The sequence below is a fragment of the Cryobacterium sp. Hz9 genome (assembly GCF_004402825.1).
Classification (GTDB): domain Bacteria; phylum Actinomycetota; class Actinomycetes; order Actinomycetales; family Microbacteriaceae; genus Cryobacterium; species Cryobacterium gelidum.
Genome location: NZ_SOFC01000006.1, coordinates 173,840 through 191,260, shown reverse-complemented (window position 1 = coordinate 191,260; position 17,421 = coordinate 173,840). Strand labels below are relative to the sequence as shown.

At 65.4% G+C, this 17,421-nt stretch carries 10 protein-coding genes, 1 tRNA gene and 1 pseudogene; 7 read left to right on the top strand and 5 right to left on the bottom strand.

The genetic code is table 11. The features are described 5' to 3' along the window. Positions 1-109 precede the first annotated feature (109 nt). A complete protein-coding gene (locus E3N85_RS01540; protein ID WP_166783822.1) occupies positions 110-5,887 on the bottom strand; it encodes a peroxidase family protein in 5,778 nt (1,925 codons plus the stop codon). 245 nt (positions 5,888-6,132) lie between these two features. On the opposite strand from E3N85_RS01540, the gene E3N85_RS01535 reads away from it, so the two are divergent. The 3 genes from E3N85_RS01535 (at position 6,133) to E3N85_RS01525 (ending at position 10,669) form a co-directional block, all read left to right on the top strand. Further along, a complete protein-coding gene (locus E3N85_RS01535) occupies positions 6,133-6,855 on the top strand; it encodes a TetR/AcrR family transcriptional regulator (protein ID WP_134458689.1) in 723 nt (240 codons plus the stop codon). Positions 6,856-6,930: 75 nt separating this feature from the next. Continuing rightward, positions 6,931-8,112, top strand: a complete 1,182-nt coding sequence (locus tag E3N85_RS01530) for an acyl-CoA dehydrogenase family protein (protein ID WP_134458687.1) — start codon at positions 6,931-6,933, stop codon at positions 8,110-8,112. A 55-nt stretch (positions 8,113-8,167) separates the two neighbouring features. After that, the gene (locus tag E3N85_RS01525; protein WP_134458685.1) at positions 8,168-10,669 is read left to right on the top strand and encodes an excinuclease ABC subunit UvrA; all 2,502 of its coding nucleotides are present in this window, start codon (positions 8,168-8,170) and stop codon (positions 10,667-10,669) included. A gap of 243 nt (positions 10,670-10,912) precedes the next feature. Here the strand turns inward: E3N85_RS01525 and E3N85_RS01520 are convergent, their stop codons facing one another. Both E3N85_RS01520 and E3N85_RS01515 read right to left on the bottom strand, forming a co-directional pair. Then, entirely contained in the window at positions 10,913-11,548 is a 636-nt protein-coding gene (locus E3N85_RS01520; RefSeq protein WP_134458683.1) for a hypothetical protein, read from the bottom strand. A 220-nt stretch (positions 11,549-11,768) separates the two neighbouring features. Beyond that, complete coding sequence (locus E3N85_RS01515; RefSeq protein WP_241978240.1) at positions 11,769-12,536, bottom strand: LysR substrate-binding domain-containing protein; 768 nt, start codon at positions 12,534-12,536, stop codon at positions 11,769-11,771. 116 nt (positions 12,537-12,652) lie between these two features. Here E3N85_RS01515 and E3N85_RS01510 point away from each other — a divergent pair. Both E3N85_RS01510 and E3N85_RS01505 read left to right on the top strand, forming a co-directional pair. Beyond that, positions 12,653-13,036, top strand: a pseudogene (locus tag E3N85_RS01510) (NAD(P)-dependent oxidoreductase); the annotation flags it as partial. Between the two features lie 160 nt (positions 13,037-13,196). Continuing rightward, a complete protein-coding gene (locus tag E3N85_RS01505; RefSeq protein WP_134458677.1) occupies positions 13,197-13,985 on the top strand; it encodes an EI24 domain-containing protein in 789 nt (262 codons plus the stop codon). Here E3N85_RS01505 and E3N85_RS01500 read toward each other — a convergent pair. Then, positions 13,982-14,923: a cytochrome b/b6 domain-containing protein gene (locus tag E3N85_RS01500; protein ID WP_134458675.1), complete on the bottom strand. Its 942-nt coding sequence runs from the start codon at positions 14,921-14,923 to the stop codon at positions 13,982-13,984. The genes E3N85_RS01505 and E3N85_RS01500 overlap by 4 nt on opposite strands. A 763-nt stretch (positions 14,924-15,686) precedes the next feature. Then, positions 15,687-15,770 (bottom strand) — tRNA-Leu (locus tag E3N85_RS01490). Positions 15,771-16,107: 337 nt separating this feature from the next. Here E3N85_RS01490 and E3N85_RS01485 point away from each other — a divergent pair. Further along, positions 16,108-16,857 carry a DUF3662 and FHA domain-containing protein gene (locus E3N85_RS01485; protein ID WP_134458673.1) on the top strand — a complete coding sequence of 250 codons (750 nt, stop codon included), beginning with the start codon at positions 16,108-16,110 and terminating at the stop codon, positions 16,855-16,857. Then, positions 16,854-17,420 carry an FHA domain-containing protein gene (locus E3N85_RS01480; protein ID WP_134458671.1) on the top strand — a complete coding sequence of 189 codons (567 nt, stop codon included), beginning with the start codon at positions 16,854-16,856 and terminating at the stop codon, positions 17,418-17,420. The genes E3N85_RS01485 and E3N85_RS01480 overlap by 4 nt, the downstream gene beginning before the upstream one ends. Position 17,421 lies beyond the last annotated feature (1 nt).

The following is a 17,421-nucleotide window of genomic DNA, read 5'->3' as shown; positions in this document are numbered from 1 at the left end:
GCTTGGCTGTTGGATGATGCTGTCCAACGGCGTTGTACTGACTTTGACAATGGGGACCGGCCGGCGACTGGAAACCAGTCGCCGGCCGGGTGGAGCGATCAGCTATCCCTTAGAGCAGGGTTCCGGTCGTGAACGTCCAGGTGCTCGTCACCAGCGGGTTACCGACCAGATCTCGAACACTCGTGTTGCCGCCGGTGACAGTCACCCGGTACTGAACGTTCGAACTCAAAGTCACCGACGGGTTGATGGTCAACACGTTGGTGGTGGCGTTGTACGCCGCCACCGAGGTGACGACCGCACCGGTGGAGACCCGCGTGATCTGAACCGTGGTGGCGCTGACTCCGGTGATGTCTTCACTGAAGGTCGCGAGCACGTTGGCATTCCGCGCCACTCCGGTCGCTCCCGCTGCGGGAGTCCTCGAGGTGATCGTCGGTGCCGGACCGGTGGTGAAGGACCAGGAACTGGCCACCATTAGATTGCCCGCAACATCACGGATGCCCGAGAGGGTGGCCGTGTAGGTGCGGTCGGCGATCAGGGTCGCGCTCGGGTTCAGCGTCGCGACTCGCGTCGTGGCGTTGTACGACACCACTGCGGGAACCGCCGTGGTACCCAGCCGAAGCACGAGCGTCGTGCCGCTGACCCCGGTGACCGGCTCACTGAACGTCGCCGTCAGGTTGCCGGTCTGGCTGACCGAACGAGCACCCGATGCCGGGGTGCGCGCCGTCACCGTCGGCACCACGAACTCCGTGCGCGGCGTGACCGCCACCGACCGGGCCGAGGCCGCGCCGATGCCGACCGCATTGATCGCGGCGACATCGAAGGTGTACCCGGTTCTGTTCGTCAGCGACCCGATCACCGCGCTGGTGACGTCGGCCACCGTCGTGGTACCGGTTGCCGTCGCGCCCGCTCCGATGAAGGTGCGAACCCGGTAGCCCGTGATCGGCGCGGCGTTAGCCACCGGCGCCGGGGGCGTCCAGTTCACCGTCACCGAGGCGTTACCAGCGATCGAGGTTCTGATCGTCGGAGCTCCAGCTACCACCTGCACAACCGGTGCGGTCGGTGTGACTGCCACCGAACGATCTGAGGCAAATCCGGTGCCGACCGAGTTGATCGCGGCGACATCGAAGGTGTACCCGGTTCCATTCGTGAGCGATCCGATCACCGCGCTGGTGACATCGGCCACCGTCGTGGTGCCCGTCGGCGTGGCGCCCGCCCCGGTGAAGGTACGAACGACGTAGCCGGTGACCGGCGGCGAGTTGGTGACCGCTCCCGGCGCCAGCCAGTTCACGGTGACCTGGGCGTCACCGGCGATCGAGGTGCCGATCGTTGGGGCTCCCGGCACCACCAGCACAACCGGCGCTACCGGCGTGACCGCGTTGGACGAAGCCGAGAACAGACTCGTTCCCTCCGCGTTCGTGGCGGACACCTGAAACTGATACGTGGTTCCGTTGGTCAGACCGGTCACGACCAGGCTGGTCGCGCCTGCAGCTGCCGTCTGGACAGCGCCAACCTGCGCACCAGCGGCATCCAGCACCTTCACCGAGAAGCTGGTGGCGATGCCGCCAGCTGCCGGGGTCCAGTTCACGGTCGCCTGCGCGTCACCGGCAGTTGCAGTGCCGATGATGGGAACGCTCGGAGCCACGGTGTCGGAGAACACCAGTCGTTCGATGTTCCGCAAGGTGTCGGTGCCATTGGTGCCGACGTTGTCGACCACCGTTGTGGTCGAGCCCGGCGAACCGACGGCCGCGCCAACGGGCACCGTGGTGACGGTGTAACCGGCTTCCGCATTGGTGAACACGGCGGAGTCGATACCGCCAGATCCCTGCAGGATCTCGCGTACCGCCACGATGTCGCCCGGGTCGACCGTGCCAGCGAAGACAGCTTCCTGCAGCGTCGGTCCGGTGAGTGCACCAGCACCGTCAGACAGGTACTGGCTGCTCATCGCGCTCTGGTTCGAGCCGTTGAGGCTGGCGCTGCCGATCTCCGTCGCCGGGTCGCTCGGGTTGGTCCGAACGCTCAGTCGCAGGCTGAGGTACGCGTCACCGTCGATGATATCGTCGGCGCCTCGTCCCTCGATAAGGTCGCTGCCGCCGCCGCCGAGGAGCACGTTGCCGGCGCCCCAGACGTTTGGACCGGTCAGGATCGGGCAGTCACCCTGTGCCGACTGTGCGACAACGGATGCCAGCGTGGTCGTGAATTCTGGAATCAGCGCGTCGAAGCCCGCAATGCGGTCTACTCCGGCCTGGTCCACAACGTCACAGCCGATAAAGCCGCCGCCGCCCACGGCGCTGGGAACCACGTTGTCGCCGCGGAGGATGTCATTCAGCTTCCAGCCCGAGAGTGCCTCGACTTCGTTGTACTTGTCGCGTACACCCACCTGCAGGATGTCCAGCGGGGCGATCGGTAGAGCCAGATCGGAGTCCTGAGCCTGGGGGTCACCCTGGCCAGTCGACCAGTCGTAGCCGGAACCGCCGGCGACCTTTTCAATGCCAGGACCACCGACGCCAATGTCGTCGCCGCCCTCCATGTCGTAGTCGTCGTCGCCGCCCTGGCCGATCATGAAGTCGCTACCCGGCTTCTGCGAGTCGTCCAGGAAGAACAGGTTGCTGCTGTCTCCAATCATGAGGTCAGGCTGGTTGCCGCCCTCTTCCCAGTCGTCACCACCGTCACCGAAGGCTGCGTCGAGGCTTTCACCGAGAACGATGAAGTCGTCGCCGGCGCCGCCGAATGTTGTGTTGGCATTGGCTCCACCGTTCGTGAAGTCCTTGCCTTCGCCGCCCATGATGATGTCGAGTCCGGGACCGGCATCGATCGCGTCGTTGCCTGGGCCGCCCTTGGGCACGTCGTCTCCGGCGAGGTCGGTGATGATGTCGTTGCCATCACCGCCGAGAGCCACGTCGGCGCCGCCACCGCCTTCGATGACGTCGTTGCCGAGGCCACCCCAGAAGGTGTCGTTGTCGTTTCCGCCGTAGATCCGGTCTACGTCGCCGGTGCCGTTGTAGACGGCCTGGCCGTTGATGCCGGCGGGGTCGACCGCGTTGCGGGCACGGTACTTGATCGTGCCGTCGGGCATGCGAATCAGCAGCGCCGTCTCATTACACTCGGATTGCGGGTCGTTGGCGACGGTGTTGCCCGAAGCCGCGAAGCCTGCGACGGTTCCAGCCAGGTTTTTCAGCTCGAACTTGCAGTCGGCCGTGGCGAAGGGGTCGGCCTTCAGGGTGTGCGCCGTGGTGTTGCGCATCATGAGCTCGGCAAAGGAGTTGCCCTCCAGTTGGGTGCGGAGGTTCATGCCGGGCGTGCGGGCGAGATAGTACAGACGGTCACCGTTTTGCAGGTCGGTCATCTGGTTCTCGAACACATAGTTGAACGTCGTGCCGAGCAGGCCACCGAACGGGGTCGTTATCTCAGCCAGGCCGCCGACCCAGAGGTCGACGTCGTCGAGACCGGTGATCGAGTGCGTGCCCGAGTTGGCCCACGTTCCCGTGCTGTTCATGAAGTCCATGGCACCGTCCGGAGAAGCTTCTCCGGCCAGGGCGTCGGGACTGACGATCAGTCGGGCAGCATCACGCTTGCCGTCGAGCGTGGTCGCGCCGGTAATGGTGGGGAACTGACCATAGGCGGCCACGAAGTTGATCAGCGATTCCGGGTGCTTGAGGTTCTCACCGAAGTCGATCCAGTTCGTGTACGGCTTGAGCGCCCCGTCGTTGGTCTTGTTGAACAGCTCGCGACGGAACGGGTTCAACCGCGGTACGCCTTCCGAACGCGCGCGAGTCATGTTGATCGCGGCCAGGTCGAGCGGCAGTCCCAGGAGGTTGTTGCGCAGAGTGTCAGTGACGAACTCGTCGAGTTCGTTACCGACCTGGTCGCTCATGCCCATGATGACGCTGCCGGCCGCCTCCTCGGAGGTCAGCTGCCCATCCGGTCCACCGTCGGTGTACGCGGGTGGGTTGAGGAACCCGTCGAGCAGGGAAATGTCGTTCTGGCTACCCAGAACGTCATCACTCGTGCCGAACAGTCCGTCTGCTCCCGGCTTGTCCTCGTTGCGACGCGAGATTGTCTCGGTCAGCATGGAGTGCCCAAAACGGTAGACGGCGTGCGCGAACTCCGCTTTGACCGCCGGGTTGATCTCGGTCTGGGTGAAGGCGAACGGTTCGAACGGGTTGATACCGGGCTGCACCTTGCGCGCGAATTCCTCGAACACGAGGTGCTGGTATTCCATCTCGGTGACGAACCGTGCAGCCTGGAACAGGCGTTCGCCGTTCCAGCCGGCGGCTCCGCCGGCCAGCTTCCACTCGGCCAGGGCGGCAGTGCCCTTGGCTGAGGTGTCATTGGTCAGGGTGTTCTCAATGGTGTCGATCAGGCGGTCGTGCTCCGAGTGGAAGACCTGGTGAATGGTGGTCAGGCCGATGTTCTCGTTGACGCGACCGTCACCGGCGATGAAGTGAGCGTTGAGCATCTCATCGTCGTAGGTTCCGGCCGGCTGGCTGGCGAAGTCAGCGGATGCCGTCCCGTCGAGGTCCGGGGTGAGTCCGGCCTTCGGCTCCGCGTTGTGCGCGATGTCGGTCAGGAACGGCGTGTTGAAGGAGAGCACGTTGCTCGGAACGGGCACGGGGTTGGCCGTATCACCCTCGACCAGGCCGGTCGCGGTGGCGTACTGCGGCATGCCGCGCGCTGGTCCGGGGATGAACTTGCCGTAGGCATCCGCGGCGAGCATCGGAATGTTGAGCACATCCTTGTCGGCCAGAAGCAGCCCGAGCACGTTTGCGGCCTGCGCCTTGGTGGTGGCCCAGGTGGCCATGCCGCCCGCGGTGGGTCCGGTCGGTCCTCCGAGCAGCTTGCCGGTGGCAACGGGTCGCCCGGCCTCGGTCACGTATTCCCGGAGGAAGACCTGGTGGGAAGGGTGCGAGGAGTAGGTCTGGCTCTGGTCGACCCAGGGCGAGTCCGTATTGAGTGCGTCTTGAACATCGTCGGCGCTCTCGTCGGCGGGAGTGGCCGGGTTGTCGCCGACGATGCCATCGGGGCCGGGCTGGTTTTGCGCCCGGGTCAGCACCATGAAGGCTTGGTTGGCGGGAACCTCGTCGCCGTTGCCGACGATCCCGTCGGGGCCGGAAACGCGCAGCGGGTCATCCGCTTTGAGGGGCACGAAGACCGTGCCCCCGCCCTTCACTGTCTGATCGATCCCGTGGTCGAAGAACTGACCGAACAGGGTGAACATCGAGTTGTACGGCGGTGAGAGGCCGACGTCGGTCGTCACGTTTGGCATGAACAACGTCTGGTTGGAGGGAATACAGCCCGCGGGAATACCCAACGGCACGGTCGGACTCGGGTCGGTGGTGCACGCCACGACGCCCGCGTTGCCCTGGGTGCGCACGGGGTTTCCGGCTGCGGCGATGGCGGCCGGATTGGTCGACGTCTGGTCGACGATCAGGTTGCTAACCGTGCGTGGCTCGCTGTCGAAGACCAGGCCCTTTTTCTGGGCGTAGGAGGTCTGGTTCGGCGGTCCGAATCCGGAGGGTGTGACATCTGCACTCGAGAACACCGGTGTCGCGAGGCGCGGGAAGACCTGATCGGCCGCGCCGAACTGAGCCTGACCGGGCTGCAGGTTGTTGCAGGAGCCGTCGACCGTGCGCAGCCCGAGTGAGAGCAGCGGGCTGGCGATTTGATTGGGTCCGGTTCCAACGAGGGCGCCGCACGGGCCGGTGGCCGAGGTGGTATTGGCGACGTGCGTTTCCGCTATCTTGATCTGCTTGAGAATGTAGGCGAGGTCCGAGGGAGTGACGGTGAACCCCTGCCCGACCGGCGCGACGGCCGCCTGGGCCGGGAGCGCAGCTGTCAAGCCCAGCCCGGCGTAGAGCACGGCGGCCATGCCTGCGGCGAGCAGGCGCATAGGTTTTCCGAAGACGTGCGGTGGTCTTCCACCTTCTCGGGGAGGCGGACTACCTCGCATTCCGCTGGAAGTGCTGTTGCTTCGAACGATCCCTTTGCCTTCGAACCTGCTCATGACGGACCTATCTCTTCAGGGTGAGCGAATGCTGTAAGAGTGCGACGTGCGCCTTGGGGAAACCTTGTGCCTGCGCCAGTCGGGGCACCCATCGATTTCTTCCGGCGATTCCGTGCTAATTTCGCGAGACCATGTCTGACCCGTCTGTAGCCTCCCCGCGACCCGATCTCACCGTCCGCAGCCGCGTCGACGTCGCTGACATCGCCATTCGCCTGTTTCAGGCCCAGGGCTACGAGGCCACGAGTACCGCCCAGATGGCCGCCGCTGCTGGGGTGTCCCGCAGCACCTTTTTTCGTCAATTCAGGTCGAAAGACGACGTGATCTTCGCCGACCACGACGAACTGCTTGAGCAGATCACCGACTATTTCACCGCCAAGCACGATGATCCGTGGCTGGCCGTGTGCGAAGCAGCCATACTCGTATTCGCGCGGTTTCGAGAACGCCTCGAGATCGTGCGGGTGCGGGATCTGGTCGTGCGCCGGGCATCCGTTCTTCGTGACCGTGAAACGGTGATGGTCTCGCGCTACGAAAAGACCTTTGCGGCGTACCTGCGGCTTCAGCTGCCCGGGGTCGACCCGGTTCTTGCAATTCAGTTCGCCGCGGCCGTGACAGCCACGCACAACTTTGCGCTGCGCCGCATGATCCGTGCCGGCGAATCGAGCGAACTGCTCGATTCGGCAGGCCTGGCGGCCCAGCTGCACGCGGTACGCCAGCGGTTTGCTCCGACCGGTGCGCACCGTGCAGCCGCGGCCACGCCCGCCAGCGAGTTACTGGTCGCGGTGTTTCCGGCCTCGACCCTGCCCGCAGATGTAGCCCGGGCGATCGAGGACCGGCTCCGCTCCTCAACAGTTTGACACTATGTGTCACTTGACCTGAAACCCAGTGTCAGGTAGAACTGGAGTCACACTCGCTTACTGCGAAAGGCTCTGATGCCCGATTACGATGTCTCCGCCCCCCTCGACACTGACTACTATGGTGTCTTCGCCGATGTTCCAGCCGCCGATCGGGCGTTCTGGAGCCGGGCGCGCTCCTTTGCGGTCGAGACGCTCGACGAGCTGAGCGCGGCCTGGGACAAGGCGGAGTATCCGCTGCATCTGGCTCGCCGGCTGGGTGAACTCGACCTCCTCACCGATGGCGTCACGGGCCCGGGCCTCACCCCCATGTCACCACTCGCGGCCGGACTGGTGAATATGGAAATCTCCCGCGGCGACGGTTCAATGGGCACCGTCGTGGCCGTGCAGGGCGGCCTCGCCCTGCGCAGCATCGCCATGTTCGGCAGTGACGAACAAAAGGCTACCTGGCTGGTTCCTCTGGCTCGTGCGGACAAGCTCGGCGCCTTCGCCCTGACCGAACCCGACCATGGCTCGGACTCGGTGGCCCTCGAAACCACCGCGCACCGCGACGGCGACGAATGGGTCATCAACGGCGAGAAGAAATGGATCGGCAACGGCTCGGTCGGCGACGTGACCGTGGTCTGGGCCCGCGACGACGACGGCAACGTACGCGGCTTTCTGGTCGACCAGTCCCTGCCCGGCTACCACGGCGAGACCATGCTCGGCAAGGGATCCTTGCGCGCGGTGCATCAGGCCCGCATCACCCTCACCGATGTGCGGATTCCGCTCGACGCCGTATTGCCGGGTACCCACACCTTCAAGGACACCGCGGTCGTCTTATTTGCGACCCGGCTCGGTGTGGCCTGGTCGGCGCTCGGGCACGCCACCGCGGTCTTCGAGGCGGCCCTGAACTATTCGCAGCAACGCGTGCAGTTCGGCAAGCCCATCGCCGGTTTTCAGATCGTGCAGGAGCGCCTCACCCTCATGCTCTCCGAACTCACCTCGATGCAGCTGCACTGCATGCGGCTCGCCGAACTGGACGCTGCCGGCACCCTGCGGCCCATCCAGGCCAGCCTCGCGAAGTTCCACAACACCCGGGCGGCTCGCACTCTCGCCTCGCTCGCCCGTGACATGCTCGGCGGTAACGGCATCCTGCTCGAGAACCACGTCATCAGGCATCTCGCCGACATCGAGTCCATCCACACCTACGAAGGCACCGAGAGTATCCAGTCGCTGCTCATCGGTCGCGATCTGACCGGGGTCAGCGCCTTCCACTAGGCGTTGAAGCCCGGGTTCCCGCGCGATTTGCACGGGGACGAGGTAATCTGGCGCGATGCCTCCAGATAATACGAATCAGTCGGCCATTTCCTCCGTCCCTGGGGATGGATTCGTGCGGGTTCGCGGAGCCCGCGAGAACAATCTGCGCAACGTCGACGTCGACGTGCCGCGGGATGCGATCGTCGCCTTCACCGGAGTATCTGGTTCGGGCAAATCGTCGCTCGCTTTCGGCACCATCTTCGCCGAGGCTCAGCGCCGCTTCTTCGAGTCGGTCGCGCCGTACGCCCGTCGCCTGATCGCGCAGGGGCATACGCCGCATGTCGACGAGATCACCGGGCTACCGCCGGCGGTCGCCCTGCAACAACGCCGGGGAACACCCAGTTCCAGATCCAGTGTCGGTACGGTGACAACCCTGTCCAATTCGATGCGCATGATGTATTCCCGTGCTGGTATATATCCGGCGGATGCGGCCGGCCGACTCGAATCCGACTCCTTTTCGCCGAACACCGCGATGGGCGCCTGCCCGCGCTGCCATGGTCTGGGAATGGCGCACACGGTCAGCGAAGCGTCGATGGTGCTCGATGCCACCCTGAGTATTCGAGAGGGTGCCATCACGGCCTGGCCCGGTGCCTGGCAGGGCAAGAACCTGCGCGACATCGTCGCGGTGCTCGGCTATGACATCGACCGGCCCTGGCAGGACCTGTCCCGCGCCGACCGGGATTGGATTCTGTTCACGGAGGAGCAGCCGGTCGTGGAAGTCGTTCCGCAACGCGATCGCATCGCCAAGCCATACCAGGGCCGATTCTGGAGCGCGAAGAGTTTCGTGCTGCACACCCTCGCCGACAGCAAGAGTCCGAACGTGCGGCAGCGCGTGCTGCGGTACGTCGACACCGGCCCGTGCCCCCTCTGCGGCGGCAGCGGGTTGAAGCCCGACGCCCTGGCCGTCACGGTGTCCGGGTACTCGATCGCGGTGCTCAATGCCCTGCCGATGACGGCCCTGGCCGAGGTTCTGCGGCCCATCGTGTCTGGCGGCCCTGGTTCGTCGGAGGTCGCCATCACCCTGGCCGGCGACCTGCTGCGCCGCATCGACGTGCTGCTCGAGCTGGGACTCGGCTATCTCGCGCTCGGCCGGTCGACCCCCACCCTGTCGCCCGGTGAAATGCAACGGCTGCGCATCGCCACGCAGCTGCGTTCTGGACTGTTCGGTGTCATTTACGTGCTCGATGAGCCCTCGGCCGGCCTGCACCCAGCGGATGCCGAGCCCCTGCTGCTCGTACTCGAGCAGCTCAAATTGTCGGGCAACTCGGTCTTCGTGGTCGAACACAATATGGATGTCGTCGGTCGCGCCGATTGGGTCGTCGACGTGGGCCCCCGGGCGGGCGAAGGTGGCGGCGAGGTCCTCTACAGCGGGCCGACCGCCGGCCTCGCGGAGGTAGAGACCTCCATCACGCGGCAGTACCTGTTTCTTGCGGACCGTGAGCCGGTGGTGCGGGGCGAGCTGCGGCATCCGCTGGGCTGGGTGGGCCTGACCGGCATCACCCGGCACAACCTGCAGGGCCTCGACGCGCAGATTCCGCTTGGGGTACTGACGGCCGTGACCGGTGTTTCAGGCTCGGGTAAGTCGACCCTGGTCAGCCAGGTTCTCGCCGAAGCCGTGGGGCGGCATCTGCATCCCGAACCAGACGACGTACCGGTGCTCGACCTCGGCGACCCCGATGCTGAGGTGGAGTTCGAGGAACGCCTGACGGTAGCCGAGGTGACCGGGCTCGAGGCCATTGATCGCCTGGTCCAGGTGGATCAGAAGCCGATCGGCCGCACCCCGCGGTCCAACCTCGCCACCTACACCGGCCTGTTCGACGCCGTGCGGGCCACCTTCGCCGCCACCGACGAGGCCGAAGCGCGCGGCTTCACTGCGTCACGGTTTTCGTTCAACGTGGCCGGTGGCCGCTGCGAGACCTGCCTCGGCGAGGGTTTCGTGGCGGTCGGACTGCTCTTTCTGCCGGGCAGCTACGCGCCGTGCCCGCAGTGCGGGGGGGCGCGCTACAACCCCGAAACACTCGAGGTCACCTACCGCGGCAAGAACATTGCCGAGGTGCTCGGCCTCACAGTGGATGCCGCGCTCGTCTTTCTCACCGATGTCGCCGTCGCCGCGCGCAGCCTCGAAACCCTGCGGGAGGTGGGGCTTGGGTACCTGCGCCTCGGGCAGCCGGCCACCGAGCTCTCCGGCGGCGAGGCCCAGCGCATCAAGCTGGCAACCGAGTTGCAGCGCGCCCGTCGTGGTCACACGCTCTACCTGCTCGACGAGCCGACAACCGGGCTGCACCCCGCCGATGTCGAGCTGCTCATGCAGCAACTCGGGCGCCTGGTCGACGCCGGTAACACCGTCGTCGTGGTCGAACACGAGATGGATGTGGTCGCCGCCGCCGATTGGGTGATCGACCTGGGCCCGTCCGGTGGCGACCAGGGCGGCCGCATCGTCGCCGCCGGCACCCCCGCCACGGTGGCCGCCCACCCCACCAGCCGCACCGCCCCCTATCTCCAGCGGCGCCTGGCCTGACTGCAGGAGAGCGGGCCGGCGATGGTCCAAAGTCCTGGTGACTCCGCCGACGCGGGCCGACCATTTCGCCTGCACAGGGATAACGAGGTCTCGGCGGCGGCGTCGGGCATTCATGGTGCGTTCCTGTGCGGCGCGATCATCGCACGGTTCGCGATTCCGGCCGCGTTCCTCGTGCGGCGTCCGCCGCTCGGCGAGCCGGTCGCCATCAGACGCTACTCTTCTCAGCGCTGGTTGAGCGCTGGTTCAGCGGATGCGCTGTGCCAGCACTGCAGGATGCTCGGCGGGCAGGCCGTGCCGCCGACCCTCCTGCAGCAGCAGCACGTTCTTCTTCTCCCAGTCGCCAAGCCCCTGGCGGAGCGAGTCGATCGCGGCGCTCTCCGCGCAGGTTCCGGCGGTGCGGCCGCAGGAACACTTCGCGGCCGGACCGTCGTGGTGCAGCGCGGCGATGCGCCACAGGCCGGCCATCGCCCAGTCGATCTGCCGGCGGGCGAGTTCGGTGTTGCGTTCGGCACGCCTGACCAGATCGTTCTGCAGCAGGCCGCGCACCCCCTCGATCCCCGCCGAGAACCGGCCGGCGACGAGGGCACCGAGCTCGGCGACCTGGTCTCGCAGAATGGTCAGGTCCTGGTCTCTGGCGACGAGCAGGGCATCCGTTTCTGCGATGTACTCTTCGTGAGCGGTCTCTGATGCGCCCCAGCGCGCCGCCCACAACCGCACGTGCTCGAGGTCGCGACGCTCACTCTTCTCAGCCCCGATATGGTGCAGGCAGAGGGTGCAGACCACCTGATCACTCGTCGAGGTGAAGTGAAACGGCTGCACGGCCAGACAGCACAGGCACGACACTTCGAGGTCAGCGTGCAGCGGATGCGCGTGTGCCACCGTTGATCCACCTCACTGTTGTACCTCGAGGATACCGGTGCCGCGCTCATTCCCCTGGACAACGCGTGCATGCGCTCCTCCGGCGTCTCGCTCGGCCACCAGGTCACTTCGGTCACCGCCGGATCCAGCCGCTGTTGGCTTGTCGCACGGAAACGACGGCCTGATCCCCTCGATCGAACCGTCGTTTCTTCGCGGGTGAGCCAGGTATCCGCTTGTCCGGTCAGTCACTGAAAGCGGCCGGCCGACTGGCGATCTCGAGCGTGATGGCCTCGACCGCGGCGCGCACCACTGCAGAGCGCAGCGATTCGGCCCGGACGACCGCCCAGATCGGCAGCTGGCGTAGAAAGTCGTCCGGCAGTACCGGAATGAGTTCCGGCCGATCGTGCACGAGAAAATTTGGCAAAAGCCCGATACCGGCGCCTGCCTGCACCGCCTCCAGCTGCGCGAACAGGCGAATCGACTGAAAGGTCGTGGCGGGCTCGGGCAGCTCGGAGGACCGGTAGCCGAGATCGGTGACGAGCAGGGCGCTCTCGACGTACGACACGAAACTGTGCGACTGAATATCGTCCAGCGATTGGGGTGTACCGCGGCTGAGAAGATACTCGCGGCTGGCGTAGAGCCGCAAGAAATAGTCGGTGAGAAACATCTCCTGCGCATTCGTGACGTCGTTACGTCCGGCCACGATCTCCAGGTCGACGCCCGACCGGTTCTGACTGACCTTACGGGTGGCGCTGAACATTTCGATATTGATGCGCGGATGTCTCTGCTGCAGCTGCACGAGCGCCGGCGTGACGATCTCGGCCCCGAAACCGTCGATCGTGCTGATGCGCAACAACCCCGACAGCGGGTCGGTCTGTCTGATCGCCGTCGTGAGGGCGCCGAGCCGGTCTTCGATCGCCTCGGCCGCGTCGACCGCGTGCCGACCCAGCCGAGCCACGGTGAGCAGCACGAGCAGGTCGTTCGGGCTCGGGAGCGCGCGTGAATTCACGGATCCGTCTTCTCGCGCATGTGCATCTGCGCACATATTTCCTTTAAAATATTGCCTTGATTGCACTCTATCCGACTGCGAGGGTGGGGGCAGCGCACAAACAAAGGAGCTTCGTCATGTCAGTAGTCGCATGGATCGGATTGGGCAACATGGGTGGGCCCATGTCAGCAAACCTGGTGGCCGCCGGTCACGAGGTGCGCGGCTTCGATCTGAATCCGGATGCCGTCGCCGTAGCAGTGAAAACGGGCGTCACCGCCGCGCGAAGCATTTCCGACGCGGTCGCCGACGCCGACGTCGTCTTCACCATGTTGCCGAAGGGCGAGCACGCCCGCGCTGTGTATTTCGGTGACGAGAGAGTGCTGGCTGCGGCCGACAAGGCAACCCTGCTGGTGGACTCGTCGACGATCGACATCGACACGGCCCAGGCATTACACGATGCCGCAGCCACGGCCGGTTTTCGCTTCGTCGATGCTCCGGTCTCGGGCGGCATGAGCGGCAGCATCCGCTTTTATACCCGCGGTAAGGTCGTCACCACCCGCTGGCCCGACCCGGCCACGTCAGAGATCGATCTCGGTTTTCCGCAGATGGTCTAGTCGACTCGGATCCCCGACTACTCGGGAGCCCACGTGCGCTCGCACGTGAGCGGACTAGGGTGTGTGGGTGCCACCGGACTCGTCTTCAGCCCGCCCCACCGCCGCGCGCGAGTTCTTCGCCGGGGCCGGTTTTCTCGGTCGCGGCCTCAAAATGTGGAGCACCTCGCCGCGCCTCATGCTGCTCGGTGCCCTGCCCGCCCTCATCGTCGGCAGTGCCTATATTGCTGGCATCGTCGTACTGCTGGTCAACCTGGAGACGATCGCAGCCGCCATCAGCCCCTTCGCGAGTGGCTGGGACGAGCCGTGGCGCACGGGAATGCGAGTCGTGGCCGGCGCCGCCGTCGTGGCCGGCGGCGTCCTTCTATTGGCCTATACCTTTGTGGCCGTGACCCTGCTGGTCGGCGATCCCTTTTATGAGCGCATCTGGCGGGCGACGGAGACCACTCTCGGCGACGCGCCGACGGAACCGCAGCGCGGTCTGCTGCGCGGCATTCTGCGCTCCCTGGCTGATGCCTCGCGGCTGATGATCCTCGCCCTGCTGGGCGCGATCATGCTGCTGCTCTTTGGCCTGGTTCCCGCGCTCGGCCAGCTGACCGCGCTCGTTCTCGGGGCAATATTCGGCGGCTGGATCCTCACCCTCGAACTCACCGGCTTCGCCTTCGACGCTCGCGGCTTCACCCTCACCCAGCGACAACGGATGCTGCGTGCCAAACGCGCCCGCAGCCTCGGGTTCGGCGTGCTCACCTATCTTTTGTTCCTGATTCCGGGCGCGGCCGTCTTCGTGATGCCGGCCGCGGTGGCCGGCGCGGTCCTCCTGAGCCGGGACGTTCTCGACGCCACGACCCCGGCCGTTTAGCGCTGGCGGTGGATGATTCGCCCGCTGCGCGCCGCGATGGCACGGACCACGTTCGGGCGCGCCCCAACCCAGATCGCGGCCGTGAACAGGATCGAACCGACAAGGATCCACACCCCGGTCCAGCCGTCGTCATTGCGCGCCGCGTACATGTGGTTGAGGTTGGCGCGGGCGCCGGTCGTGAGCACGAGCGTCACGTGCACGACGATGAACGCCACGAAGAAAATCAGCACCGCAAAGTGCAGTTTGCGTGCAACCGGCAAGGGAAAGAGGTGGTCGAGCCGCCGAAACCGCGCAGACAGTCCCGGTGACATGCGCAGGCCCGTCCCGAGCGCGATCGGTGCCGCGATGAACACGACCACGAAGTAGCTGAGCAGCTGCAGTGCGTTGTAGTACACCCACCCGTTGTCGGTCGGCCAGTCGAGCGAGGCATATTGCAGTCCGGCCGACACCGCGTTCGGGAAGACGTCCCAGTTGAGCGGTACGAGGCGCAGCCATTGTCCAGTGGAGAACAGCAGAACGTAAAACAGGACGCCGTTGACGACCCAGAGGGTGTCAAAGACGATGTGCTGCCAGAGATTGAGAGTGATTCGAATCGGGGGATTCTTCGTGCGGAACAACCCCGTGTTCTTGCGTGTCCAGAAAATGGACGGGCGTTTGGTCGTGCGCACCTGCCAGCCGGTACGAATGACGAACAGAATGAAGAAGGCATTGAGGCCGTGTTGCCAGGCCAGCCAGGCCGGTATTCCCACCGGGGTGGCGGCGAGGTGCGTCGAGACACCGGGATAACTGCGCGTGAACGATTCGACCGGCGGAAGGCCGCGAATTCCATTCGCCGCGAGCACAACCAGTGCCAGCGCAACGAGCAGGGCGGGCACAATCCATACCAACTGCACAGAACGCAGCCAGAAGGCACTGCGCCGGGAGGCACCCGTCGTCATCGCGATCCGTTCTCGCCCGACCGGGGGGCCGTGGCGTCTTCGTAAGGCTACTTGCCCACCCCGCCATGGTGTGTCCTTCATAGACGCGGTAGGTCACATACCGGGGTCGACGCTGAGGCCGTTGCGGTACCGAGCCAGGGCGCGTTGAGCCGAATGAGGGGCCTCGGCCTCCACGACCGCGTTGCAGTTGCGCAGCCTGGATGTATTCCTGAATCAGCGTGATGCCATCGTGCGGCTCCACGAACTCGTCAGACGCCACGTACGCGTCAGAGGCCACGTACGCGGCGAGCTCGTCGTGGCTCGTGAACTTGCGCACGCCGAGACCCTTGCCGCCTTGCGCATCTCGAGCTCGAGCACGCGCCGACCATTCACCGTGCGGCGGCCGTGAGTCTCAGGCCAGGACAATGCGGCGCGTACGTAGTCTTTCGACTCTCCATGGTCGCGCCTGTGAGCGGATGCGCTGAAACGCGACATGGAAATCTGTTTCGGTTGCATCGAACCTCGGAGCTCGACGCCGCGACGTATTTCGCCGAGTTGCTGCCGGGCGATGACTTTTCTTTATGAGATGAGGATCCCATAGCGCGGGTCCCGGCGGTAGGTCGAAGAGGAACAAGAGACTCCGCACGCCCACCCCGGCAGCCAGAACGTGATCGTGAAGGGCAAGGCCCTTAAAAGGCGAAGGCCGGCCGAGTATTTCTACTCAACCGGCCCGTTCGCTTGGATTTCATGCAAACGAATACTCAATTTCCTGAAACACCCACAGTGCGCGAGAGGGGACTTGAACCCCTACGTCCTTTCGAACACTGGCACCTGAAGCCAGCGCGTCTGCCAATTCCGCCACTCGCGCGAACTTAGGCATGCTAACACTGTGAGGGGGGTCAGCGCCATTCGACGGCGCGTCGCGCGATCACGCCGGCCGCATCCAGCCTTAGCGCGCCACTTACCGGTGGCCGCGCCCGCTCTAACTGGCGCGCGCACCGACAGCTGGCGCGCCGACAGCGGATACCCGTGAGCGGCCATGCCCACAGTAAAAAAGTCCCAAGGAATGCCCACAATGGGCGTGGAATTCAGTGATGGAAGCTCCACAGGTAGTATGGCGGTTCGTGCCGTTTGCGCCCTGAAGGTGGGTTGTCACCCGAGACAAGTAACATGCTCATAGCCAAACGGACCGGATCGGGAGACCTGTGGGCATACTGGATAACTTTGAAAAGGGCTTGGAACGCGCCGTCAACGGCGCTTTTGCCAAGACCTTTCGATCGGGCTTGCAGCCGGTGGAAATAACCTCCGCGCTGCGTCGTGAGCTCGACACCAAGGCCGCTGTTGTAGCGCGGGATCGCATCCTCGCGCCCAATCGCTTCACGGTGCGCATGTCCCACACCGACTACGCCCGCATGAACGCGCTCGGCGTCACGCTCATCGACGAGCTCACCGCCCTGCTGCAAAAACACGGCACCGAACAGCGCTACCAATTCACCGGCGGCATCGCCATCACACTGCAAGACGACAGCAGCCTCAGTGAGGGGATGGTGCAGATCGACTCCAGCTCGGTCACGAGCACCGTCGCCTGGACCCCGGTAGTTGACATCAACGGCACTCGCCACCCGCTGGTCAAGGCCCGCACCGTGATCGGTCGCGGCTCCGACGCCGACATCACCATCGACGACACCGGCACATCCCGCCGCCACGTTGAAATCCTCTGGGACGGTGCCCGAGCGCAGGTGCGCGACCTCGGCTCGACCAACGGCTCCCAACTCAACGGCGCCCCGGTCACCCAGGCCATCCTCGAGCCCGACTCAACCATCACCATCGGTCGCACCCGCATCGTGTTCCGCGTGCTGGCCCAAGCGTCGCGAGATACCCCTGCGGTCCCGCCGCCAGCCGACCCGGCCACCGAACGCCACGACATGGGCGGATTCTGGGGGCCGGGCGCATGAACGTCAGCGAACTAACCCTGCTGGTGCTGCGCATCGGCTTTCTGCTCCTACTCTGGATGTTCATCTTCGGCATTGTCTACGCCCTGCGCAGCGACCTGTTCGGTCAGCGCGTGCGCAAGATGAATTCGGAGGCCGCCGCCGCGCCCGCCGCCGCGTTCCCGGCATCCGCTGCTCCCGCGCCAGCCCCGCCCGTCGCTCCGACTGCCGCACCCTTCACGGCCACGGCCTCGCGCGCCAGCCCGATCGACGACGCTGGAATGGCTACGAGCCAGAACACCACCCGCTTGGTCATCACGAGCGGGCCGAAGGCCGGCTCCGAGTTTCCGCTGGGCACCGAGACGATCACCATCGGCCGATCGAGCGACTCCAGCCTGGTCATCCGCGATGACTACACTTCCACGCACCACGCCCGCCTCATGCTCTGGAACGACGAGTGGATGCTGCAAGACCTCGACTCCACCAATGGCACATTCCTGGCCGGTTCTCGCGTCACCGTGCCGACAAAAATTCCCCTGAACGCCACCGTGAAGATCGGCGCCACCAGCTTCGAGCTTCGGCGGTAGG

Coding starts and splice junctions, on each gene's coding strand:
- E3N85_RS01540 (WP_166783822.1), bottom strand. CDS start 5,887: ATGCGCCTGCTCGCCGCAGGCATGGCCGCCGTGCTCTACGCCGGGCTG.
- E3N85_RS01535 (WP_134458689.1), top strand. CDS start 6,133: ATGTCTGACCCGTCTGTAGCCTCCCCGCGACCCGATCTCACCGTCCGC.
- E3N85_RS01530 (WP_134458687.1), top strand. CDS start 6,931: ATGCCCGATTACGATGTCTCCGCCCCCCTCGACACTGACTACTATGGT.
- E3N85_RS01525 (WP_134458685.1), top strand. CDS start 8,168: ATGCCTCCAGATAATACGAATCAGTCGGCCATTTCCTCCGTCCCTGGG.
- E3N85_RS01500 (WP_134458675.1), bottom strand. CDS start 14,923: ATGACGACGGGTGCCTCCCGGCGCAGTGCCTTCTGGCTGCGTTCTGTG.
- E3N85_RS01480 (WP_134458671.1), top strand. CDS start 16,854: ATGAACGTCAGCGAACTAACCCTGCTGGTGCTGCGCATCGGCTTTCTG.